A 24,638-nucleotide genomic window follows, 5' to 3' on the forward strand; every position below is an offset into this window, starting at 1 on the left:
AGTAGGGGCTACCCGCTAGTAGAAAAGCCCAGGTGGACAAGGGCTCAGAGGGAAAATTCCACGGTCGTATACGAGGCGCCGCCGGGTGCCCGAAACCGGGTCCGGCGAGGCGCCGGGTCGCCGTCCGCGGGCGCCGCCGGAAAATCGGTTTCGCCGGTGCGCGGCGTCCGGATACCCTCAGGGAGTCCATTTTTCGGCTCATGGGGAGGAGCCAGACATGTGGGAGTGGGGTAGAACCGTCGCCGAGTACGCCACGGCGGCGGCGTGGACGCATTGGGGAGTTCGCGAGGCCGAGCCGACCATCCTCGATCCGGAGACCGACGAGGAAGAGGCTGCCGCGGACAACGGGGCGCGCGGGGAACGAGAGCCGGGCATGATCATGGCCGGCTACGACCTCGCGGGCTGACACACCAGCTCCCGTCCCGGCTCGGGACGGGAGCTAGTAGCCTGCACGTCCGTGCAGACGCCACCGCCCGATACAGCGCATCGACCGCCTCTGGATGCCGAGCAGTTGCGGCGGGGTCTCGCCGAGAGCGACTACGCCGGCTTCTTCTCCCGCGTGGAGGTGGTGGAGTCCACCGGTTCCACCAACGCCGATCTCATCGCCGCGGCCGCGACATCCGACGACCACCGCGTCTTGATCGCCGAAGCGCAGGAGGCGGGCCGCGGTCGGCACGCGCGCACCTGGGTGAGCCCGCCGCGGGCGCAGATCGCCCTGTCGATGCTGGTGCGACTGCCCGGCATCGAGCCCGCGGCGCTGGGCTGGCTGCCGCTGCTCACCGGCGTGGCCGCGGTGGACGCGCTGCGTGCGACGTCGGGTGTGGACGCGATGCTGAAATGGCCCAACGACGTCCTGATCGGCGGTCGCAAGGTGGCGGGCATCCTCGCCGAGGTGGCCGCGAGCGGCGACGTTCCGACGGTGGTGGTCGGGGTCGGTGTGAACGTGAGCCTCACGGAAGCCGAATTGCCGGTGCCGCATGCCATCTCGCTCACGCTGGCCGGCGCCGCGCAGACCGACCGTACCCTGGTCGCGCAGTCGCTGCTGACCGAGTTCGCGCGCCGCTTCACCGACTGGCGCGACGCCTCGTGGGCGACCGGCGACCTGGCCGACGCCTACCGCGAGCGCTGCGCCACGCTCGGCATGGACGTGCGCGCAGAACTACCCGGCGGGCAGACCCGCACGGGTATCGCGACCGGCATCGACGCGGGCGGGCGCTTGCTGATCGGGGACTACGCGGTGTCCGCGGGCGACGTCACCCATTTGCGCGCCGACTACTGAGATCGCCGTCAGGCGCGCTGCAGGTCCCCCTTCGCCGCCTCCCTGGCGAACATGCGGTCGCGCTGCTCCTCGAACTTGAGCACATCGCGGGCGAGCTTCTCGACGAACGCGGCGAGCCGCTCGCGCGCCTGCTCGCCGCGCGGCCCGAAATCGTTGCGTTCGAAGACGTCCCACTTGTTGAGCACCGGGTTCACCACCTCGTCGAGGTGCTGGCGCAGGTCGTAGATGCCGTGCTTGGCCATGAGCACGCCGTTGCGGCGGAAGTTCGGCATCCCGGCGCCCGGCATGACGAAATTGGTCAGCACCTGGGTCAGTGCGATCATCGCCTGGTCGGGAGCCAGGTCGAGGGCCGCGCCGCACATGTTGCGGTAGAAGATCATGTGCAGGTTCTCGTCGGCGGCGATGCGCTGCAGCATGCGGTCGGCGACCGGGTCGTCGCAGACCTTGCCGGTGTTGCGGTGGCTGACCCGGGTCGCGAGCTCCTGAAAGGTCACGTACGCGACGTTGACCAGGAAGCCGCCCCAATCCGCCGGCGCGTGGACGCCCTGGGTCATGTGGATCATCCTGGCCTGTTCCAGTGCGACCGGGTCCACGCCGCGGGTGACCACCAGGTAGTCGCGCAGGACGATGCCGTGCCGGTTCTCCTCGGCGGTCCAGCGGCCCACCCAGGTGCCCCACGCGCCGTCGCTGCTGAAGTTCTCCGAGATCAGGCGGTGGTAGGAGGGCAGGTTGTCCTCGGTGAGCAGGTTGGTGATCATCGAGGCCTTGGCCACGTCGCTCAGCGTGGACTGTTCGGGATCCCAGTCGACGCCGCCCATCGCGGCGAAGTTGCGTCCTTCGTTCCACGGTACGTAGTCGTGCGGGTGCCAGTCCTTCGCCATCGACAGGTGCCGGTGCACGTTCTGTTCGGCCACCGGTTCGAGTTCGATCAGAATTTCGAGCTGAGTCAGATCCCTGGTCACACACGCCTCCACAGTCGTCGTCGGTGCACGTCTTGCCGAGCGGTTGTCTGCTGGTCGGGGCCGAGCTGGTAGAGCAGGCGAATCAGGTCGAGCGCAGTGCGAAAACAGCCGAGTGACGCGGTCTCCCGCAAGCTGACGATTGTGCAGCACACGGGGGCCGGTGTCAGGCATTTCGGCATCTTGCCGGGGTAGGGTTCCCTCCATGGGTTATCCGGAGGATGTGCTCGCACCCGACGAGCAGTTGATACTCCATCGCCATCCGCATTGGAAGATGCTCTTCTGGCCCATCGTGACGCTCATCGCGGCCACGGCGCTGGCCGGTTTCGCGGGGGGTCTGGCATACCGCAACACCCCGGAGAGCGCCAGGACCGCGGTGCTCGTCGTGGTCTTCGCCATCTGGCTCGCGATCGTCCTATGGCGTTGTGTCGCACCGATTCTCAGCTGGAAGACGACGCACTTCATCGTCACCGAGCGGCGCGTGCTCGTCCGTCAGGGCGTGCTCACCCACACCGGCATCGACATTCCGATGAGCCGCATCTCCAGCGTCCAGTTCCGGCACGGGCTGTTCGACAGGATGCTCGGCACCGGCACCCTGATCATCGGCTCGTCCTCGGAGGAGCCGCTCGAATACGACGACATCCCCGGCGTGCAGGAGGTGCACGCCTTGCTCTACCACCAGGTGTTCGAGGTGAGCCGATCGAGCAATCAGCACGGGTACGGTCAGGCGGGCGGCTATCGATGAGTCCGGCGTCGTCGCCGACGATCCGTAATCTGTTTGCATGACCGCCGTACTCCTGGCCGAAGACGACGAGGCCATCGCCGCCCCGCTGTCGCGCGCGTTGGGGCGCGAGGGTTATCACGTCACCGTGGAGAGCTTCGGCCCCGCCGTGCTGCGCCGCGCGCTCGAGGGCAACCACGACCTGCTGATTCTCGACCTCGGCCTGCCCGGCATGGACGGGCTGGAGGTGTGCAGGCAGGTGCGCGCCCGCGGCGCCGATCTGGCCGTGTTGATGCTCACCGCGCGCACCGACGAGGTGGATTTCGTGGTCGGGCTGGACGCGGGCGCCGACGATTACGTCGGCAAGCCGTTCCGGCTCGCCGAGTTGCTGGCCCGCGTGCGAGCGTTGTTGCGCCGCAGCGGAATCGGTGACGAGGCCGTCGAGGTCGGCGGCATTCGGCTGGAGCCCGCCGCGCGCCGGGTGCTGGTCAACGGCGCCGAGGTCGGTCTGGCCAACAAGGAGTACGAACTGCTCAAGGTGCTCATCGACCGGGCCGGTCAGGTGGTGCCGCGCGAGACGATCCTGCGCGAGGTCTGGGGCGACGCCGAATTGCGCGGCTCCAAGACGCTGGACATGCACATGTCCTGGCTGCGCCGCAAGATCGGTGACGAGGGGCCGATGGCCGAGCGGCGCATCGTCACGGTGCGCGGCGTCGGCTTCCGGCTGAACACCGACTGACGTGCGGCGCCGGATCCTGCGGTCGATGCTGACCGTGCTGACCATCACGACGGTCGTGCTCGGCGTGCCGCTGACCTACACGGCCTGGCTGTGGGTCGAGGACATCACCCGCAACGACCTGCAGAGCAGGCTGGACCGGATCGCCACCGAGGTCATCACCCAGGAGCAGGGCGACGGCCTGGTGCGCGGCGGCCTCGACGTGCGCGTGGTGCGCCCGCTGGTGCCGGAGGACGGCAAGCTCACGATCGTCTACCCGAGCCCGCAGGACAACGCCTCGCGTCTCGACATCGGCGCGGACTCGGTGCCGGACCCGCTGGTGGAGTCGCTGTCCATGGGGACCTCGGGATCGCTGCGCCTGGAGGTGCCCGCGGGACCGATGCACGCGCGGCAGCGGCAGGCTGTCGCGGTCGTGGCGCTGGCCGTGCTCGCCTCGCTCGGCGCGGCCGTCACGGTCGCGGTGGTGACCGCGCGCCGTGTCGCCGACCCGCTGCGCGACGTCGCGGCGCGCGCGGCGCGGCTGGCCATGGGCGATTTCCGCCCCGATCCGCGCCGCCACGGCATCTCCGAACTGGACCGGGTCTCCGACGTGCTCGACTCGGCCACCGTCGAGATCGCGGGCAGGCTGCAACGCGAGCACGCGCTGGTCGCCGACGTCTCCCATCAGCTGCGCAGCCGTCTGACGGCGGTGCGGCTGCGGCTCGACGAACTCTCCGCGCACGCCGACCCCGAGGTGGTGCACGAGGCCGAGGAGGCGATGGCGCAGGTCGACCGGCTCACCGACGCCATCGACGAACTGGTCCGCGCCTCCCGCGACGAGGACGCCGCCGACCGCGATCCGATCCCGGTGATGGACGAGCTGTGCGGGATCGTCACCGAGTGGACGCACCCGTTCGCCGAGGCGGGCCGCAACCTGGTGTTGACCGGTGACGCGTCGCTGCGCGCGCCGATCACCGCGTCGCGCCTGCGGGAGGCGGTGACGGTGCTCATCGACAACGCGCTCATGCACGGCGGCGGCACCTGCACGGTGTCGGTGCGCACGGTCCGTCCAGGCAATGCCCGCGAGCCGCTGGTGTGCGTGGAAGTGGCCGACGAGGGGGAAGGCGTGCGCGACGAGTTGGCGCCGCACATCTTCGATCGCGGCTTCTCGGCGGGCGGGTCGACGGGTGTCGGCCTGGCCTTGGCGCGCGCGTTGATCGAGGCGGACGGCGGTCGCCTGGAATTGCAGCGCCGCAGGCCCGCGCTGTTCGCGGTGTTCCTCGGGTCGTGGGTGTCCGCACGGACGGCGGGCACGGTCCCCGAGCCGCGCTGAGACGTCAGCTGCGTCCCAGCTGTTCCTCTTCGATGAGCTCCTCGAGCTCGGCCTCCAGCTCGGTCATCTCGTCTGGGAAGACCCAGCGGCGCATCGACCAGAAGCGGAAGGCCATCTGCAGGAAGTTGCCGATGACGAAGGCGCTGACGAAGTCGGCGACGTTCTCGACGGTGAAGCTGACGTTCGGCTGCCGCAGGTCGAACACGTAGCTGGAGATCCACAGCGGGATGTTGCTCAACACCACCCCGACGCCGCTGACCACGAAGAACAGCAGGGCTTCATGGTGGCGTTCCCGGCCGCCGCGGTTCTTGAACGACCACTCCCGGTTCAGGATGTAGGAGGCGATCACGGCGATGACGCCCGAGATGATCTTCGCGGTGACCGGTTTCTCGGTCAGCACCGTCCATTTGAGCGCGTAGAAGATGCCGCTGTCGATCACGAAGGTCGTCGCGCCGACGATGGCGAACTTGATCAGCTCGTGATGGCGGTAGGCCATCTCCCGCAGGGGCTGGGGGAGGACGCTGACCACGCCGTCGACGAAAGACACGAGAGCCGAGTGTACCGGTAGCGGTCATGGCGGCCGGACATGACAAGATTGCACGACGTGAGCACCCGTTCCTTCGACCAAGCCGCCATGCCCACCGTCACCATGATCGGTGGCGGTCAGTTGGCGCGGATGACCCATCAGGCCGCGATCGCGCTCGGCCAGCGGCTACGGGTGCTGGCCGAGAACCCAGAGGACCCGGCCGCACAGGTCAGTCCCGACGTGGTGCTCGGCAGCCACACCGATCTCGCCGCGCTGCGCAAGGCCGCGGTCGGTTCGCACGCGCTGACCTTCGATCACGAGCACGTGCCGACCGAACACCTCGCGGCGCTGGTCGCCGAGGGCGTCAACGTGCAGCCGCCGCCGCAGGCCCTGGTGTACGCCCAGGACAAGCTGGCCATGCGCACCAAGCTCGCCGAGCTCGGCGTTCCGGTGCCCGCGTTCACCACGGTCGCCGAGGCGGCCGACGCGGTGCGCTTCGGCGACGAGCACGGCTGGCCGTTCGTGCTCAAGGCGGTGAGCGGCGGCTACGACGGCCGCGGCGTCTGGATGCCCGCCGATGCCGACGAGACCGAGCGGATCGTCACCGATCAGCTCGCGCACGGGGTGCGGCTGCTCGCCGAGGCGAAGGTCGATCTGAAGCGCGAGCTCTCGGCGATGGTGGCCCGTTCGCCGTTCGGTCAGGCCGCGACCTGGCCGGTGGTGGAGACCGTGCAGCGCAACGGTCAGTGCGCGGTGGTGATCGCGCCCGCGCCCGATCTGGCCGACGCGCAGGCCGCCGAGGCCGAGACCCTGGCGCTGAACCTGGCCGCCCAGCTCGGCGTGGTCGGCGCCATGGCCGTCGAGCTCTTCGAGACCCACGACGGCGCGCTGCTGGTGAACGAGCTGGCGATGCGCCCGCACAACTCCGGCCACTGGGGCATGGACGGCGCGCGCACCGGGCAGTTCGAGCAGCATCTGCGCGCGGTGCTGGACTATCCGCTCGGCGACACCAGTCCGCTGGCTCCGGTCACCGTGATGGCCAACATCCTCGGTGCGGCGCAGGCGCCCGAGATGTCGATGGACGAGCGGCTGCATCACCTCTTCGCCAGGCTGCCGGAGGCGAAGGTGCACCTGTACGGCAAGGGCGAGCGCCTCGATCGCAAGATCGGGCACATCAACATCCTCGGCGACGACGTGGCCGAGGTGCGCGAGAAGGCAGAGCGGGCGGCGCACTGGATGTCGCACGCGGTGTGGACCGACGGATGGGACCCCCATGAGTAATCCTCGAGTTGGCCTGATCATGGGCAGCGACTCCGACTGGCCGACCATGGAGGCGGCCGCCGAGGCGCTGGCCGAGTTCGGTGTGCCCTTCGAGGTGGGCGTCGTCTCCGCGCACCGCACGCCGCAGCGCATGCTCGACTACGCGCGCGACGCGGCCGACCGCGGCATCCAGGTGATCATCGCGGGCGCGGGCGGCGCGGCCCATCTGCCGGGCATGGTCGCCTCCGCGACCCCGCTGCCGGTGATCGGCGTCCCCGTCCCGTTGAAGTATCTCGACGGCATGGACTCGCTGCTGTCGATCGTGCAGATGCCGGCGGGCGTCCCGGTCGCGACCGTCTCCATCGGCGGCGCCCGCAACGCGGGCCTGCTCGCCGTCCGCATCCTCGCCGCCGCGGACCCGGCCCTGCGCACCCGCATGACCCAGTTCCAGTCCGACCTGGAAAAGCTGGTCCTCGAGAAGGACGAAGCTCTCCGCACCAAACTCCTCGGCTGACGTGCGGCCGTATCACCCGGCGCGCGGGCGTCGGTCGTCTCGCGTCGGTCGCTACTACGGTGACTGCCGTGGCAACTGAGGAGAACGCGCGGGCCCGGGCCGGGGAGGATCCGGCGCGGTTTCGGCTGACGGTGGTGGATCAGGCGCTGCGGTTGTTCGCGGACAAGGGGTACGAGGCGACGACGGTCGACGAGATCGCGGAGGCGGCCGGGATTTCGCGGCGGACGTTCTTTCGGCAGTTCCGCTCGAAGGAGGACGTGATCTTCGCCGATCACGAGTCGCAGTTGGCGCAGGCGGCGACCTATCTCGCCGGCGCGCGGGACGACGATCCGTGGGAGGCCGTGTGCGCGGCCGTCGTGCAGGTCTTCGAGCGATTCACGCAGTGGCGGGAGATCGCGGCGCGCCGCTACCAGGTGGTCCGCCGGGTGCCGGCGCTGCGCGAGCGCGAGATCGTCACGGTGTTCCGGTACGAGCGCTTGTTCACCGACTATCTGCGCGAGCGCCTGCCCGAGGTGCCCGACCTCGCCAGGGTGCAGTTCGCCGCGGCGGTCACCGCGACGCACAACTATCTGCTGCGCCGCATGGTGCGCGGCGAGTCGGACGCGGGCGCGGCGGATCTGCGGGTCGAGCTGGCGGCCATTCCCCGCGGCCACGGCCGGATCTGCGACGCGGAGGAGATGGTGGTCGCGGTCTTCCCGAGGGACATGTCGTCGCGCCAGGTGGTCGATCTGCTGACCCGCAAGCTGGGCAGTCTGTGATTTGGCCTACAGTGCCACCGTCTGACACTCAGTGCCAGTAGGTATCCGCATGTTGTGGCGAATCTCGTGCGTATACTGGCACTCGAAGTGGCACTCAGTGCCGATCTGTTGAAAGCCGCCGACCGCGGCCTAAGACCATCACCCAGGAGCGTGTCCCATGGCGGGAAACCCCGATTTCGACCTGTTCAAGCTCGAGGACTTCCACGACGAACTGCGGGCGGCCATCCGCGGTCTGGCGGAGAAGGAAATCGCGCCGTACGCCAAGGACGTCGACGGTAACTCCCGCTTCCCTGAGGAGGCGCTCACCGCGCTGAACGCCGCCGGCTTCAACGCCGTGCACGTGCCGGAGGCCTACGGCGGCCAGGGCGCCGACTCGGTCGCCACCTGCATCGTGATCGAAGAGGTCGCCCGCGTCTGTGGTTCCTCCTCGCTCATCCCCGCGGTCAACAAGCTCGGCACCATGGGTCTGATCCTGAACGGCTCCGAGGAGCTGAAGCAGAAGGTGCTTGCCGACATCGTCAACGGCGAGATGGCCTCCTACGCGCTGTCCGAGCGCGAGGCGGGCTCCGACGCCGGCTCCATGCGCACCCGCGCCAAGCGGGACGGCGACGACTGGGTCATCAACGGCTCCAAGTGCTGGATCACCAACGGTGGCAAGTCCTCCTGGTACACCGTGATGGCCGTGACCGACGCCGAGAAGGGCGCCAACGGCATCTCCGCGTTCATGGTGCACAAGGACGACGAGGGCTTCGTGGTCGGCCCGCTCGAGCACAAGCTCGGCATCAAGGGCTCGCCCACCGCGGAGCTGTACTTCGAGAACTGCCGCGTCCCCGGCGACCGCATCATCGGCGAGCCCGGCACCGGCTTCAAGACCGCGTTGCAGACCCTCGACCACACCCGCCCCACCATCGGCGCGCAGGCCGTCGGCCTCGCCCAGGGCGCGCTGGACGCGGCCATCGCCTACACCAAGGACCGCAAGCAGTTCGGCACCGCCATCGCCGACTTCCAGAACACCCAGTTCATGCTGGCCGACATGGCGATGAAGATCGAGGCCGCCCGCCTCATGGTCTACACCTCGGCCGCCCGCGCCGAGCGCGGTGAGAAGAACCTCGGCTTCATCTCCGCCGCCGCCAAGTGCTTCGCCTCGGACGTGGCCATGGAGGTCACCACCAACGCCGTCCAGCTGTTCGGCGGAGCGGGCTACACCACCGACTTCCCGGTCGAGCGGATGATGCGCGACGCGAAGATCACCCAGATCTACGAGGGCACCAACCAGATCCAGCGCGTGGTGATGTCCAGGGCGTTGCTGCGCGGCTGACGCCTGCGCACTGCGAATTCAGGGACGGCCGGGTTGTTACCCGGCCGTCCCTTCTTTTCTACGAGCGGCCGTCCGGCGAAATCCATTCGAGTTCGATCGGTTGCCTCATCGTGTCCATGCCACAGCTCGATTCGAGACCTCCAGCGCCATAAACATTGATAGCTGGATTTTGCGGAAGCCGGTCGGGGCTTTGTTTGTGGCTGACGTCGATCCTCGCTGATAGGAAGCGTCTGAACAGGCGTTTCGACGGTACGTCGGCAGGAGTTGACGGCATGTTACGCCATACTGAATTCACTGTTGAGAGTCACTCGAGTAGAAGAAAATGGGGTGATTCGTCGATCGCCGACCGCGCAGACTCGCGGAGCGATGCACGACCTCGTATCGCGACGAGGTGAGTCATGTCCGAGATCGTAATCGGACCGCGGTCGGGGATGGAATGGTTCCCGTTGTCCGACACCGAGATCCCGTGTCCGCACACCAAGTCCACGGTGGACGCTGTGCGGACCTGGTCCGAGGACTATTTGACCGGTACCGAGCCGGAGCTCGGCCGCGACGGGCCGGTCTGTCCTTATGTCGGACCGTCGCTGCGCCGCGATCTGATGTGGGTGGGCCGGGTATCCGGCGTGCGTCCGTGGCCGTCGTACGTGCGACTGGTCATCGAGGACGCGCTCGAGGTATTCGAGCGTCTGCCACCGGAAGACGGCGGCGGGGCCGTCCTGCGCGCCCTCGTCACCGCGCTGCCTGATCTGCGGGAGTTCTCGCTGATCGACAACCTGCACGCGGAACTCAAGACGCGATTCGTCGAGCGCGGCTTCATGCTCGGGCAGTTCTACCCCGGGTGCAAGGAGCCTGGGTTGTGGAACAAGGACTTCCACCCGCTCGATTCGCCGATTCCGATGATCGTGGTGCGCACCATGATGGCCACCGACTTCCCGTTCCTGCTGGGGCGGCCGGAGTGGATGGCCGCGTACGTCAAGAAGTTCGCGCCAGGTCTGCCCGCCCACGTCCGGCACGTGGTGGTCGGCCGGTTGACCGCGAGCTCGAACCTCGATGTGCCCGCCTACCAGCTGCAATCGGAGCAGGGCGGCCCGGCGACGGCAACCAAGAACGGCAGGCCGGTCCATCTGGGGCCGCGGAAAGCCAGCTGAGACAGACAGCGATCGACGACCAAGGGATCGACTTATGACGCACGGACTTTCGGCCGCGCGGGGGATCGACACGGGCCAGAACGGGGAGTTCCCGCTCTCGCCCGCGCAGCTGGGCATGTGGTACGCCCAGCAGCTCGATCCTTCCGTGCCGCTCAACGAGGCCCAGTACATCGAGATGCGCGGCCCGCTGGACGTCGACACCCTCGTCGAGGTCGCGGGCCGCGCCGCGCGCGAGTTCGAATCGGTGCTGCTGCGCTTCGGTGAGCGCGACTCGCGTCCCTATCAGGTCGTCGACCACAGCCTCGACACCACGCTGTCCTACGTGGATCTCAGCGATTCCGCGGATCCGGACGCCGAGGCCATGCGGTGGATGCGGGCGGACCTCGCCGCACCGGTGGACCTGTTGGGTGAGCGGCCAGGAGCATCGGTGTTGATCCGCGTCGCACCCGATCGGGTGCTGTGGTACGGGCGCGCGCACCACATCGCAGTGGACGGGTTCGCCTCCGTGACGGGCTTGTACCGCGTGGCCGAGCTGTACAACGCGGCGCTGGCGGGCGAGGAGCCGAAGCCGAACAAGGCGGCCACGCTGCGCGAGATCTACGACTCGGAGATGAGCTATCGGGAGTCCAGCCGGTTCACCGCCGACGCGGAGTACTGGGAGCAGCGCATCGCGGAGATGCCGCAGCGATGCAGCCTGGTGACGGGCGTCGCGCCCGCCCACGCGCTCGGGCGTGATCACCGGCACCAGCTGTCCGACGAGGTGAAGGCTCGACTCGACGCCGCGGCAACGCGTTTCGGCGTCGGTGCCCCCGGGCTGGTGATGGCGGCGCTGGCGGTCTACTACGCGCAGGCCACCGGTGCGCACGACGTGGTGCTGAGCCTGCCGGTCTCCGGGCGCACCACCGCGATGCTGCGCCGGTCGAGCGGCATGCTGGCCAATGTCGTTCCACTGCACGTCACGGTCGGAGAGCGGACCACGCTGGCCGAGATCGTGAACGCGATCCGCATCGAGGTCTCCGGCGCGCTGCGCCACCAGCGGTACCGGCACGAGGAGATCCGGCAGGCGACGGGCGAGGTCGAGGCGACGGGCGGACGCAATCTCGTCGGCCCGGTGGTCAACATCATGCTGTTCCCCGGCGAGGTCGAATTCACCGGCATCGAGACCAGCCTGCACGTGCTCACCTCGGGCCCGATCGAGGACCTGTTCGTCAACATCTACCAGCACGGCGCGCAGGCGCCGGTCCACCTCGATTTCACCGCCAATCCCGATCTCTACGACGAGGAGACGCTGGCCCGCCATCACCTGCGGTTCGTGAAGCTGTTCGAGGGTCTGCTCGAGGCCGAGCCCGACGCCGCGGTCAGGGACGTCGAGTACTTCCTCGACGACGAACTCGCACTGCGCACGGGCGCGCACGGGCCGATGCCGTCCGTTCCCAGGCTGCTCTCCGATGTGCTCGACGAGGGGCTGCGCGCGGCGGGTCCGGACACCGCTGCCGTGGTGGACGGCGCCCGCACCGTGACGTACGGCGCGCTCGACCGTGCCGCGGCGGTGCTGGCCGGACGGCTGGCCGAGCTGGGCGCGGGACCGGACGACGCCGTGCTCGTCGCCCTGCCGCGCTCGGTGGAATCGGTGCTCGCGTTCTGGGGCGTGGTGCGTTCCGGCGCGGCGTATGTGCCCGTCGGCACCGGGAATCCAGCCGAGAGGGTCGCCAAGATGGCGGCGGAATGCGGTGCGCGCATTGGTATTACGACCAGTGATCAGGCGTCCCTGCTGCCCGATGGGGTGCAGTGGCTCGAGATCGATACGGATGCGGCGGTTCTCGCGGCCCTCGAACCCGGCGACGGTGCGCGAGAAGCTGGGGAAGGTGAAGCCGCAGGGGAGGATTCGACCGGATTCCGGCCGCGTGCCGACGTCCGCCTCGACCACACCGCCTACATCGTCTTCACCTCCGGGTCGACCGGCGTGCCGAAGGGCGTCGTCGTCACCCACGCGGGCATCGCGGGCCTGGCCGACGCCGTGCGCGAGGCCTACCGGCCGGAGGTCGGCTCGCGCGTGCTGCACTGTCTGAACCCGAGCTTCGACGCATCCATGCTCGAACTGCTCATCGCCTTCGGCAACGGCGCGACGATGGTGATCGGCCGCGGCGAGTCCATGGCGGGCGTCGAATTGTCCACCGCTGTCGCCGATTTCGGGATCACCCAGGTGTGCTCGACGCCCGCCGTGCTCGCGACGCTGCCGGAGGGTGCGCTGGACGGCGTGGTCGCCGTCTCCACCGGCGGCGAGATCTGTCCGCCGGAATTGGTGGCGCGCTTCGGTCCCGGCCGCAGGCTGGTGAACTCCTACGGCCCGTCCGAGACCACCGTCGCGGCCACCTTCACCGACGCGATGGACCCGGAGCGCCCCTCCGGCATCGGCAGGCCGGTGCCCGGCGCCCGGCTGATGGTGCTCGACCGCAGGCTGCGCCCGGTGCCGATCGGCACGCCGGGAGAGCTCTACATCGCCGGACCCGGCGTGGCCCGCGGTTACGCGGGACGCCCCGGCTTGACGGCGGACCGGTTGGTCGCCGATCCGTTCGGCCCGTGGGGAAGCCGGATGTACCGCACGGGTGACCTGGTCCGCTGGCGTTCGGTCGAACCGTTCGACGACACGGCGCGGGCGAGTTCCGACGGTGTGGTGCTGGACTACCTGGGCCGCAGCGATTTCCAGGTCAAGCTGCGCGGAATGCGCGTCGAGCCGGGGGAAGTCGACGCGGTGCTCGATTCGCATCCCGAGGTGGAGATCGCCGTCACGGTCGTACGCACCGGTGCGTCCGGCCGTGCCATGCTGGCGTCGTATATCGTTCCGGTGCACCGTGATTCGCAGCTCACCGAGCTGGACGTGCCCCGGCTGCGGGAATTCTGCATGCGCAGGCTGCCCGGCCACATGGTGCCCGGCACCATCACCGTGCTCGACGCCCTGCCGCTCACCAGCAACGGCAAGGTCGATCGGCGGGCGCTGCCCGAGCCGACGGCCGACACGGCGCCGCGCGCGGCGGCGACGGAAGCCGAGGGCGCACTGTGCGCGCTGTTCGCCGAGGTACTCGGCGTGCCCGCGGTCGGAGCGGACGTCTCGTTCTTCGCGCTCGGCGGCGATTCGATCCTGTCCATCCAGCTGGTCGCCCGCGGCCGGGCCGCCGGTCTGGTGTTCTCCGCGCGTGACGTGTTCGAGCATCCGACGCCCGCCGCGCTGGCGTCGGTGGTCACCGCGCCCGGCGAGCGGACGGTACTGGCCGAACTGCCCGGCGGCGGCGTGGGTTTCCTGCCTCGGACGCCGATCGTGGACTGGCTGCTCGAGCAGCCGGGGTGGCAGCGGTTCAGTCAATCCATGGTGCTCGCGCTGCCCGCCGGGCTGAGCGAGTCGGAACTCGTGCGCACCCTGGGCGCGGTGCTCGATCGGCACGACATGTTGCGCGCCAGGGTCGTTCGCGGCGGCCTGGAGGTCGCGCCGCCCGCGACGATCGCGCCCGAGTCGGTGCTCGTTCGCGTCCCGTGCCACGAAATCGACAGCGTCGATACCGAATCCGCGGTCGAGGCGGTCGCCGCGCGGCTGGCGCCCGACGCGGGCGTCATGGTCGCGGCGACCTGGCTGGATCCGGGCCGGGATGGCGCGGGCCTGCTCGTGCTCGTCGTCCATCACCTGGCGGTCGACGCGGTGTCCTGGCGCATCCTGATCGCCGATCTGATCTCCGCCTGGGCGCAGGTGCGCGCCGACGAGACGCCCGAGCTGCCGTCCGTCGGCACCTCCATGCGCACGTGGGCGCACGCCCTCACCGAGGCGGCGACGACCGAGACGTGGACCGCCGAGGCCGACTACTGGGCCGCCGTGCTCACCACTCCCGATCCGCCGCTCGGCCGCCGCGCGCTCGACCCGGTCGTCGACACCGGCGACACCCTCGACAGGCTGGAGCTGCGCCTGCCCGCGGCGACCACGGCGACGCTGCTCGACCGGCTGCCCGCGACCTACCGCTGTGGCATGGAAGAGGCTCTGCTCGCCGCGCTGGCCACGGCGCTCGCCGAACACCGCGCGGCGATCGGTCCCGCGCTCGTCATGCTGGAGCGGCACGGCCGCGACGAGGCCGCCGTCCCCGGCGCCGACCTCTCCCGCACCGTCGGCTGGTTCACCAGCCAGTTCCCCGTCCGGCTCGAGATCGGCGACACCGGTCCGCTGGACGCGCTCGCCACCGTGAAGGAACAGCTGCGCGCCGTCCCGCGCGGCGGCATCGGCTTCGGCCTGCTGCGCCACTCGAACCCGCAGACCGCCGCCGTCCTCGGCGCGGCCCCGCATCCGCAGCTCGGATTCAACTATCTCGGCCAGGTGGCCGAGGGCGAATCCGACGCGACGGAGAACGCGGTGCCGTGGCTTCCGGTCTCGCTCGCGGCGAGCCTGGGCGGTGGCGGCGGCGCCGAACTGCCCGCCTCGGCGGTCCTGGCGATCGACGCGGTGGTCGTCGAGGGCCCGCAAGGTTCGGTGCTGCACGCGGTGTGGCGCTACGCCTCGGGGATCGTCGACGGTGCGGAGATGGAAGCCCTTGCCGGGAAATGGATCTCCGCGCTCGAGGAGCTGGCGGGCGCGCTGGCCGAGCCCGATGCGGGCAAGCTGACGCCCTCCGATCTGCCCCTGGTCGCGGTCGGTCAGCGACAGCTGGACGCCTGGGCCGCACGGTATCCCGACATGGCGGACGTGTGGCCGCTGGCCCCGCTGCAGCAGGGTCTGCTCTTCCACGCGCAACTGTCCGCGGGCCACACCGACGAGTACGCGGTGCAGGCCGTGTTCGAATTCGACGGCGCCGTGGACATCGAGCGCTTGGCGGCCGCCGCCACCGCGACCGTGCGGGCACACGAGGCGCTGCGCACCGCGTTCGTGGCGGGAGCCGACGAGCCGGTGCAGATCGTGCTCGCCGACGTCGAGGTGCCGTGGCGCACGGTGGACGTCGATCCCGCCGAATTCGACGCGTTCGCGGCGCGCGAGCTGGCGGCGCCGTTCGACACGGCGCGCCCGCCGCTGGTTCGGTTCGTGTGCGCGCGGTGCGGCGACGACGACATCCGGCTGCTCGTCACCAACCACCACCTGGTGCTCGACGGCTGGTCCATGCCGCTGCTGCTCGCCGAGCTGCTCGCGCGATACGAAAGCGGCGGGGACGGAGCGGGTTTCCCGCCGTCGGTCTCCTACCGCAACTATCTGGAATGGCTGACGCGCCGGGACCGCGCCGCGGCGATGGCGGCGTGGACGGACGCGCTGTCCGGACTGTCCGGCCCGACGCTGGTCACCGCGGGCCGCACCCCGCTGCGCACCGGCGCGGGGAAGCTGGATCTGGAGCTGCCGCTCGCGCCCGCGAGCGCCCTCGTCCTCCAGCGCATGGCGGCCGACCAGGGCGTCACCCTCAACACGGTGGTGCAGTGCGCATGGGGCATGCTGCTCGCCGAGCTGACCGGCGAGACCGACATCGTCTTCGGCGCAACGGTTTCCGGTCGCCCGGCCGATCTGCCCGGCGCGGAGCGGATCGTCGGCATGATGGTCAACACCCTTCCGGTGCGCATCGCCCTCGATCCGGCCGAGTCGGTCGGTGACCTGCTGCGCCGGGTCCAGCGCGAGCAGGGCGCACTGCTCGACCACCACACCGCCGGGCTCACCGAGATCCAGTCCGCCACCGGGCTCGGCGTGCTGTTCGACACCGCCATCGTCTACGAGTCGTATCCGGTGGACGCGGCGGCGCTGCGCGGCGCCGCCGAGCACGCGGCACTGCGGGTCCGCGACTTCCGCGGCCGCGACGGCACCCACTACCCGCTCTCCCTGGCCGCCCACGCGCGCGACACCCTGCGGCTGATCCTGAACTGCGCCACCGGATTCTTCGACGCCGACGAGGCGAACGCGATCGGCGCGCGCCTGGTGCGGATGCTCGATCGCATGGCCACCGACCCGGCGGGGCAGGTCGCCGCGGTGTCCGGCGTGGATCGCGCCGAGGTGCTGCGTTGCCGCCCGCAGCCGGCGCGGCTGCTGCCCGATCTGCTGCGCTGCGGCGTGCGCCCGGGACGTATCGCGATCGAGGACGTCGCGTCGACGCTGGACTACGTGGAACTCGATGCCCGCTCGAATCGCCTGGCCCGCAAGCTCATCGCCGCCGGGGCTGGCCCCGAGACCAGGGTGCTGCTCGCGCTGCCGCGGTCCGTCGACTGGTTCGTGGCGGTCTGGGCGATCGCGAAATCCGGCGCCGCGTTCGTCCCCGTCGACGTCGACCATCCCGAGGATCGCCTCGCGACGCTCGCCGCCGACAGCGCCGCGCCGCTCGGCATCACCACTGCGGAACACCGAGATCGACTGCCCGGCACCGTGTCTTGGCTGCTGCTCGACGATCCGGCGCTGGTCGCCGAGCTGCCGGAGCATTCCGACGCGCCGGTCACCGACACCGACCGGTCGCGTCCGCTGCGCGCGGAACACCCGGCCTACCTGATCTACACCTCGGGATCCACCGGAACGCCCAAGGGCGTCATGGTCACCCACGTCGGACTCGCCGGACTCGCGGTGGGGACCTCGGCGCGCATGCGGGCCAGGCCGGGCGATCGCGTCCTGCTCAGCATGAACCCGAACTTCGACGCCGCGATGCTGGTGTGGCTGTCCACCTTCTACAACGGCGCCACACTGGTGGTCGCGCCCGCGGTGGCGACCGCGGGCGACGAGCTGACGTCCGTGATCGTGTCGAACGAGGTGACCCACGTCATCGCGCCCCCCGCCGTGCTGGCCACGCTCTCCACCGCGTCGTGGAACGGCGTGCGCACCGTGGTCACCGGCGGCGAGGTCTGTCCGCCCGAGCTCACCGCCCGGGTCGGCGCCGGGCGGTCGATGATGAACTCCTACGGCCCGGCCGAGGCGACCGTCGCCGCGACCTTCAGCGGGGCGCTCGTTCCCGGCGAGGTCGCGGGTCTCGGCGCGCCGATGCCCGGATTCGGGCTGGTCGCGCTCGACCGCTGGCTGCGGCCCGCACCGGTCGGGACGGTCGGTGAGCTGTACCTGATGGGTCCCGGCCTGGCGCGCGGTTACAACGGTCGTGCGGGGCTCACGGCCGCGCGGTTCGTGCCCAACCCGTTCGGAGCCCCCGGCGACCGGATGTACCGCACCGGCGACCTGGTCCGGCGCGTCTCGCACAGCGGCCTGGAATACGTGGGCCGCAACGACTCCCAAGTGAAGCTGCACGGCATCCGGGTCGAGCCGGGCGAGGTCGACGCGGCGCTACGCGACCTGCCCGGCGTCGGGCTCGCGGTCACCGTGCCGCGGCGCGGCCCCACCGGCGATCTGGCGCTCGCGGCCTACGTGGCACCGACGGCGGGCGCCGAACTGGACGCCGCGCGCCTGCGCGACCATCTGGTGCGCCGCCTGCCCCGCCACCTGGTGCCCGCGGCGGTGACCGTGCTGGACGTCCTGCCGGTGACCGGCAACGGCAAGGTCGACGTGCGCGCGCTGCCCGAACCCGAGAGCGTCGCCGTGGAATACGTGGCCCCGATCGGCGTCGAGCGCGTCGTCGCGGAGGTCTTCGGTGCGGTGCTCGATCGTCCCGGCGTCGGCGCGTTCGACGATTTCTTCGCACTCGGCGGCGATTCGCTGTCCGCGACCAGGGTGACCGCCAGGCTCGGCGCCGCACTGGACATCCAGGTGCCGGTCCGGCTGCTGTTCGAGGCGCCGACGGTGCGTGCGCTGGCCGCTCGGTTGCCCGCGGCGGGCGACGGCGCGCGGCCGAGCATCGGACCCCGCTCCGGGCCGCGACCCGAGCGGATTCCGCTCGCGCCCGCCCAGCAGCGGATGTGGTTCGTCAACCAGTACGACCCGGAATCGGGCGCGTACAACATCCCCGCGGTGCTCCGCCTGCGCGGCGCCCTGGACGTGGCCGCACTGCGCGCGGCGCTGTCCGATGTGCTGGCCAGGCACGAGGCGTTGCGCACCGTGTACCCGGCGCGCGACGGCGTCGGTTACCAGGTCGTGCTGCCGCCGGACGCGCTCGAACTGGATCCGGAGCCGACCGCGATCGCGGCCGACGAGCTGCCCGCCGCGGTACTCGACTGCGTCACCAAGGGTTTCGACGTGGCGTCGGAGGTCCCGTTGCGGCTGCGCCTGTTCCGCATCGCCGCCGACGAGCACGTCCTCGTCGTGGTGGTGCACCACATCGGCGCGGACGGCTTCTCCATGGGCCCGCTCGCCAGGGACGTGCTCGCGGCCTACGCGGCGCGGTCCCACGGCGTCGTTCCCGACTGGACCGAATTGCCCGTGCAGTACGCGGATTACACACTCTGGCAACGGGAACGGCTCGGTTCCCCCGACGACCCGGAATCCCTGCTCACCGCCCAGCTGGACTACTGGACCACCACGCTGAAGGGCCTGCCCGACCGCCTCGAGCTGCCCGCCGACCGGCCGCGTCCGGCCATCCCGTCGCTGCGCGCGGGCACCGTGCTGCGCACCCTCGACGCCGAATCGGCCGCCGCGCTGGACGAACTCGGCCGGACGCACCAGAGTTCGTTGTTCATGGTGCTGCACGCCGCGCTCGCGGCCCTGTTCGCCAGGCTCAGCGGCACACCGGACATCGCGATCGGCACGCCGGTCGCCGGTCGCGGCGCGGCCGAATTGGACGACGTGGTCGGCATGTTCGTCAACACCGTCGTGCTGCGCACCGAGATCGACTCCGCCGCGTCGTTCGCCGAACTGCTGGCCGGGATCCGGCGCACCGATCTGGACGCCTTCGCGCATGCCGACATTCCGTTCGAGAGCCTCGTCGACGTGCTCGATCCGGCCCGCTCGGCGGCGCGGCACCCGCTGGTCCAGGTGATGCTGGTGTTCCAGAATCTCGCGCCGGTGGAACTCACCCTGCCCGATCTGCACGTGGCCGCGGTGGAACTGGAACAGCAGAGCCTGCGGTTCGACCTCAGCGTCACGGTGGCGGCGGACGAGACGTCCGGCCTGACGATCCGCTTCGGCTACGCCACCGATCTGTTCGACCACGAGACCGTCGAGCGTTTCGCGGACCGCTGGCTGCGGCTGCTGCGCGCCGTCGCCGCCGATCCCGAAGCGCCCGTCGGCGATGTCGACCTGCTCGACCCGGAAGAGCGCACGGCCCTCGCGATCCCGGCTCGCCCTTCGGTGGCCGAACCGACCGTGCTGCCGCGGTTGCTGGCCGACGCGGTGGCCGCCAATCCGGACGGCGTCGCGGTGGTCGATGGCGTCACCCGCCTCACCTATCGCGAACTCGACGAGCACGCCAACCGGTTGGCTCGGGTGCTCATCGGCGCCGGAGCGGGCCCGGAAGGGCTGGTCGCGATCGCCATCCGACGCTCGCTGGACGCGGTGCTCGGGGTGTGGGCGGTGGCCAAGACCGGCGCCGCGTTCGTGCCGATCGACCCCGCCTACCCGGCCGAGCGGATCGCCCAGATCCTGGACGATTCCGGGGCGCGGCTCGGGGTGACGGTCCGCGCCGTCGCGCCGTCGCTGCCGGGCTCGGGATTCGACGAATCCGTGGAGACCTCCGGCGAGCCGCAGGTGCACTGGCTCGCGCTCGACGATCCGGCGACGACCGAGCTGGTGAACTCGGCCGCCGGTGCGCCGATCGACGCCGCCGAACGCACGGCGCCGGTGCGCTGGCAGAACCCGGCCTACGTCATCTTCACCTCGGGGTCCACCGGACGGCCGAAGGGCGTCGTCGTCACCCACGAGGGCCTGGCGAATCTCACCGCCGCCCAACGCGATCGGATGCGCATTACGGCGGACTCGCGCGTGCTCAACGTGGCGTCACCGAGCTTCGACGCCGCGGCGCTCGAACTGCTCATGGCCGTCGGCTCAGGGGCCACGCTCGTGATCGCGGGTCCCACCGCGTTCGGCGGGCCGGAACTCGGTGAATTGCTTGCCCGCGAACGTGTTTCGCACATCGCGCTGACGCCGTCGGCGCTGGGCTCGGTCGATGCCGCCGCGCTCGGCCCCGAGCCCGCGCTGCGCGCCATCATCACCGGCGGCGAGCCGTGCCCGCCGGAACTGGTCGAGCGGTGGGCCGCGCCGGATCGCCTGCACTTCAACGACTACGGCCCCACCGAGACCACGATCTGGGCGACGGGCAGCGAGGCCCTGCGTCCCGGCGACGAGATCACCATCGGCGGCCCGGCCCCCGGCCTCGCGGCCCGCGTGCTCGACGAGCGGCTGCACCCGGTGCCCGACGGCGTCGCCGGCGAACTGTATCTGTCCGGCCGTGCCCTCGCGCGCGGCTACCACGGCCGACCCGCGCTGAGCGCCGCCCGATTCGTCCCCGATCCCTACGGCGCGCCGGGCGAACGCATGTACCGCACCGGCGACCTGGTGCGCAGGCGCGACGGCGCACTGGACTACCTGGGCCGCGGCGACCTGCAAGTCAAGCTGCGCGGGCTGCGCATCGAGCTCGGCGAGATCGAGTCCGCGCTGGCCAGCGATCCCGCGGTGCACCAGGCGACTGTCACGGTGTACACCGATCCGGCCGTGGGCGAGCTGCTGGTCGGCTACGTAGTGCCGCACGGGGCCGGGTCGAACGAGGCGAAGGCTCTGGACGCCGAGGTGCGCGATGCGGAGGCGCACGGCATGGAGACGCTCGAGGCGAAGGCAGCCGACGCCGCGACGCGCGAGGCGGAGACCGACGACGCGAAGACGCTCGGAGTGGAGGCACGTACGGCGGAGACAGTCGATGCAGGGGCGCATGGGGCGAAGCCGCTCGACGCTGAGGCGCTCGAGGCCGAGGTGCACGCTGAGACAGAAGCGCGTGGGGCGAAGCCGCTCGGCGCTGAGGCGCTCGAGGACGGCGTGCACGAGGCTGAGACAGAGGCGCACAAGGCTGCGGCAGTTGACGCTGGGGTGCGCGAGGCTGAGGCAGAGGCGCACAGAGCTGCGGCAGTTGACACGGAGGTACAGGAGTCTGCGGCATTCGAGGCTGAGGCGCACGCCGCGCAACCGCACGACGGCGAGCCGTCCAACCTCTCCACGATCGACCTCGAGGCGCTGAAAACCTCGATTGCCCAGCGGCTTCCGTCGTACATGGTGCCGTCGGCGCTCGTCGTGCTCGACGCCCTGCCGCGCACCGCGAACGGCAAGCTCGACCGGAGCGCCCTCCCGGCCCCTGACATCAGGGCGGGGCGGTTCCGCGAGCCGAACACGCCCGCCGAGCGCGTCGTCGCCGACACCTTCGGTGAATTGCTCGGTGTGCCACGGGTCGGCCTGGACGACAACTTCTTCGCGCTCGGCGGCAATTCGCTGATCGCGACCCGCATCGCGGCCCGTCTCGGCGCCGCGCTGGACACCCGCGTTCCGGTGCGGATGGTCTTCGACGCCCCGACCGTCGTCGAACTGGCCGAGGCGGTGCGTACCGCGGCCGCGGCTCCCGGTCTGCGGCCGGGTCCGCGTCATCGCCCCGCCCGTATTCCGCTCTCGGCGGCGCAGCGGCGGATGTGGTTCCTCAATCGGTACGACCCCGCGTCACCGGCGCACAACGTGCCGATCGCGGTCGAGGTCGAGGGCGATTTGGATCCGACGGTCCTGCAGACGGCGTTGATGGACGTGCTGGCTCGCCACGAGTCGCTGCGCACCGTGTATCCGGTGGACGCCGAAGGCGAGCCGTACCAGGACGTCCGCGGTCTCGCGGAAGCCTATGTGCCGGTGCGTATTTCCGACGTCGACCCGGACACGGTGCCGGGGCGCGTCGCCGCGGCCATCGCGCAGGGCTTCGATCTCACCACCGAGCTCCCGATCCGCGTCTCGCTGCTGCGGCTCGACGCGCGGCGGGCGGTACTGGTGGTGGTCATGCACCACATCGCCTCCGACGGCTGGTCGCTGGCGCCGCTGACCCGCGACGTGATGATGGCCTTCGTGGCCCGCCGCGCGGGCGCCGCACCGTTCTGGTCGCCGCTGCCACTGCAATACGCCGACTACGCCCTGTGGCAGCACGAACTGCTCGGCGCCGACGACGATCCCGACAGCGTCGCGCACCGGCAGCTCGAGTACTGGCGCGCCGCGCTGGACGGATTGCCCGAGGTCTCGACCCTGCCGAGCGACCATCCGCGGCCCGCGGTGTCCACCCACCGCGCGGGCGTGGTCGAGTTCGACATCGATGCCGCTGTGCAGCAACGAATTCAGCAGATGTGCCGGTGGCACGGAGTCAGCATCTTCATGGTCGCGCACGCCGCGCTCGCCGTGCTGCTCGGCAGGCTCTCCGAGGAGCAGGACGTGGCGATCGGCTCGGTCATCGCCGGGCGCGGCGACGGCGAACTCGACGAGATGGTCGGCATGTTCGTCAACACACTGGTGCTGCGCAGCCGGGTGCGTCCCGAGGACACCTTCGAAAGCCTGCTCGGCGCAACGAAAGACAGCGATCTGGACGCCTTCGGCAACGCCGACCTGCCGTTCGAGCGGCTGGTCGAGCTGCTCGCCCCGGCTCGCTCCACGGCCCACCATCCGCTGTTCCAGGTGCTGCTCGTCTTCCAGAACTTCGAGCGCGAACCGGGGGCGCTGCCCGGCCTCGACATCCGTCCGCTCGAAATGCCCACGGTGGGAGCGAAGTTCGATCTGGAGTGGATGCTCGCCGAGCGCTTCGACGAGGAGGGCGCGCCCGCGGGTATGCGCGGCAGCCTCACCTTCACCCTCGATCTGTTCGAAGCGTCCACCGCGCAGACCTTCGCCGACCGATACGTCGAGGTGCTCGACGCCGTCACCGCGAACCCGGGTCTGCTGCTCGGTGAACTGGACGTCACGGCCCCGCCGGGAACGGTCGTCTACGAGCCGCCGCCGAACCTGACCCAGCGGCGCACCGACCTGCCCTACCGGCCGCCCGTCACCCGGACCGAGCAGGAGGTGGTCAGCGCCTTCGAGACCGTGCTCGGCGCCGACCGGGTCGGCTTGGACGACAACTTCTTCGAGCTCGGCGGCACCTCCATGGTGGCGATCCGCCTGTGCGCCGAGCTTCGGGAACGACTCGACTGCGCCGTGCCGGTGCAGTGGATGTTCGGCGATCCCACGCCGGGGGCGCTCGCCCAGCGCATCGTCGAACAGCGGGAGGCCGGGCCGGACGCCGTGGATCCCGCGCTGCTTCCGCTGCTGCCGTTGCGGCCCTCGGGCAGCGGACCCGCGCTGTTCTGCGTGCATCCGGCGATCGGATTGGCTTGGGGCTATGCGGGATTGGTGCGTCATCTGGATCCCGGCCATCCGGTGTACGGTCTGCAATCGCCCGGCGTCGCCGCCGAGCAGCCGGACATGTCGCTGACCGAACGCGCGGCGCGCTACGCCGACGAGATGCAGGCCGTCCAGCCCGACGGTCCGTACCGGGTGCTCGGCTACTCGGCGGGCGGACCGCTCGCGCACGCGGTTGCCGTGGAACTCCAGCGCCGCGGCGCGACGGTATCGGCACTGGTCATCATCGACGGTCGCGCCGACGTGGAACCCGAGAGCGCCACGGAGATGCCGCCGCCGGAGGTTCTGCTCGCCGAGTTCGGCGGCATCGATCCGGACCTGCTCGCCGGAGAGCAGCCGCTGGCCGAGCGCGCCGCCGAACTTCTACGCGGTGGCGAGAACGCCTTGGGCGCAATGACAGGTGGCGGCTTGGCCGCCGTGGCGGATGGCGGCTCGGCCGCCGGGCCGGATGGCGCTTCGGGTGCTGGGCCGGATGGCATGGTGGGCGCGCCGCCCGATGGCGCCCTCGGCGTTGAGCCGGATGGCGCGCTGGGCGCTGGGCCGGATGGCGCGCTGGGCGCTGGGCCGGATGGCGCGCTGGGCGCTGGGCCGGATGGCGCGCTGGGCGCGGTGGCCGCAGGCGCTCTAGGCGCACTCGACGCCGCGGCCCTGGAACGCCTCCACCTCGATTACCAGCAGCTGGTCCGGCAGGCGGCCGAGTACCGGCCTGGTGTGTTCGACGGTGACGTGCTGTTCTTCAGCAGCACCAGCTCCCGGCCGGGCTACGGGCCCAATGTGGACACCTGGCGGCCGTATGTCGGCGGCGCGATCCTCGATCGTCAGACCGGTCACGAACACAACCGGCTGACCAGGCCAGAGGCCCTCGCGGTGATCGGCCCGATCCTGGCCGAGTAC

At 70.6% G+C, this 24,638-nt stretch carries 13 protein-coding genes; 11 read left to right on the top strand and 2 right to left on the bottom strand.

Going from position 1 to position 24,638, the window contains the following annotated elements; genetic code table 11:
- Positions 1-217: 217 nt before the first annotated feature.
- Together ACRWNM_RS06545 and ACRWNM_RS06550 are read left to right on the top strand one after the other, a co-directional pair.
- Positions 218-406: a hypothetical protein gene (locus tag ACRWNM_RS06545; protein ID WP_431964483.1), complete on the top strand. Its 189-nt coding sequence runs from the start codon at positions 218-220 to the stop codon at positions 404-406.
- A gap of 51 nt (positions 407-457) precedes the next feature.
- Positions 458-1,279 carry a biotin--[acetyl-CoA-carboxylase] ligase gene (locus tag ACRWNM_RS06550; protein WP_431964485.1) on the top strand — a complete coding sequence of 274 codons (822 nt, stop codon included), beginning with the start codon at positions 458-460 and terminating at the stop codon, positions 1,277-1,279.
- Positions 1,280-1,287: 8 nt separating this feature from the next.
- Here ACRWNM_RS06550 and ACRWNM_RS06555 read toward each other — a convergent pair whose 3' ends face one another.
- Positions 1,288-2,241 carry an acyl-ACP desaturase gene (locus ACRWNM_RS06555; RefSeq protein WP_431964487.1) on the bottom strand — a complete coding sequence of 318 codons (954 nt, stop codon included), beginning with the start codon at positions 2,239-2,241 and terminating at the stop codon, positions 1,288-1,290.
- 202 nt (positions 2,242-2,443) lie between these two features.
- On the opposite strand from ACRWNM_RS06555, the gene ACRWNM_RS06560 reads away from it, so the two are divergent.
- Genes ACRWNM_RS06560 through ACRWNM_RS06570 form a run of 3 tightly spaced genes read left to right on the top strand, consistent with a single transcriptional unit; the run spans position 2,444 to position 5,007 of the window.
- Positions 2,444-2,983, top strand: a complete 540-nt coding sequence (locus ACRWNM_RS06560; protein WP_431964489.1) for a PH domain-containing protein — start codon at positions 2,444-2,446, stop codon at positions 2,981-2,983.
- Positions 2,984-3,020: 37 nt separating this feature from the next.
- Positions 3,021-3,698 (top strand): response regulator transcription factor, encoded by a 678-nt coding sequence (locus tag ACRWNM_RS06565; protein ID WP_431955974.1) that lies wholly within the window; start codon positions 3,021-3,023, stop codon positions 3,696-3,698.
- A gap of 1 nt (position 3,699) precedes the next feature.
- Positions 3,700-5,007, top strand: a complete 1,308-nt coding sequence (locus ACRWNM_RS06570) for an ATP-binding protein (protein WP_431964491.1) — start codon at positions 3,700-3,702, stop codon at positions 5,005-5,007.
- Between the two features lie 4 nt (positions 5,008-5,011).
- Here ACRWNM_RS06570 and ACRWNM_RS06575 read toward each other — a convergent pair whose 3' ends face one another.
- On the bottom strand, positions 5,012-5,554 hold the full coding sequence (locus ACRWNM_RS06575; RefSeq protein WP_431964493.1) for a GtrA family protein: 543 nt from the start codon (positions 5,552-5,554) through the stop codon (positions 5,012-5,014).
- 87 nt (positions 5,555-5,641) lie between these two features.
- On the opposite strand from ACRWNM_RS06575, the gene ACRWNM_RS06580 reads away from it, so the two are divergent.
- The 6 genes from ACRWNM_RS06580 to ACRWNM_RS06605 form a co-directional block, all read left to right on the top strand.
- The gene (locus tag ACRWNM_RS06580; protein ID WP_431964550.1) at positions 5,642-6,814 is read left to right on the top strand and encodes a 5-(carboxyamino)imidazole ribonucleotide synthase; all 1,173 of its coding nucleotides are present in this window, start codon (positions 5,642-5,644) and stop codon (positions 6,812-6,814) included.
- Entirely contained in the window at positions 6,807-7,307 is a 501-nt protein-coding gene (purE, locus tag ACRWNM_RS06585) for a 5-(carboxyamino)imidazole ribonucleotide mutase (RefSeq protein ID WP_431964495.1), read from the top strand. The genes ACRWNM_RS06580 and purE overlap by 8 nt, the downstream gene beginning before the upstream one ends.
- A 68-nt stretch (positions 7,308-7,375) precedes the next feature.
- Entirely contained in the window at positions 7,376-8,065 is a 690-nt protein-coding gene (locus tag ACRWNM_RS06590; protein ID WP_431964497.1) for a TetR family transcriptional regulator, read from the top strand.
- Between the two features lie 157 nt (positions 8,066-8,222).
- Complete coding sequence (locus tag ACRWNM_RS06595) at positions 8,223-9,383, top strand: acyl-CoA dehydrogenase (RefSeq protein WP_431964499.1); 1,161 nt, start codon at positions 8,223-8,225, stop codon at positions 9,381-9,383.
- Between the two features lie 398 nt (positions 9,384-9,781).
- A complete protein-coding gene (locus tag ACRWNM_RS06600) occupies positions 9,782-10,531 on the top strand; it encodes a DUF6875 domain-containing protein (protein WP_431964501.1) in 750 nt (249 codons plus the stop codon).
- A gap of 34 nt (positions 10,532-10,565) precedes the next feature.
- Positions 10,566-24,638: amino acid adenylation domain-containing protein (locus tag ACRWNM_RS06605; protein ID WP_431964503.1), on the top strand; the 14,073-nt coding region annotated here is incomplete at its 3' end.

It is taken from the genome of Nocardia sp. bgisy134 (assembly GCF_965341865.1).
GTDB lineage: Bacteria > Actinomycetota > Actinomycetes > Mycobacteriales > Mycobacteriaceae > Nocardia.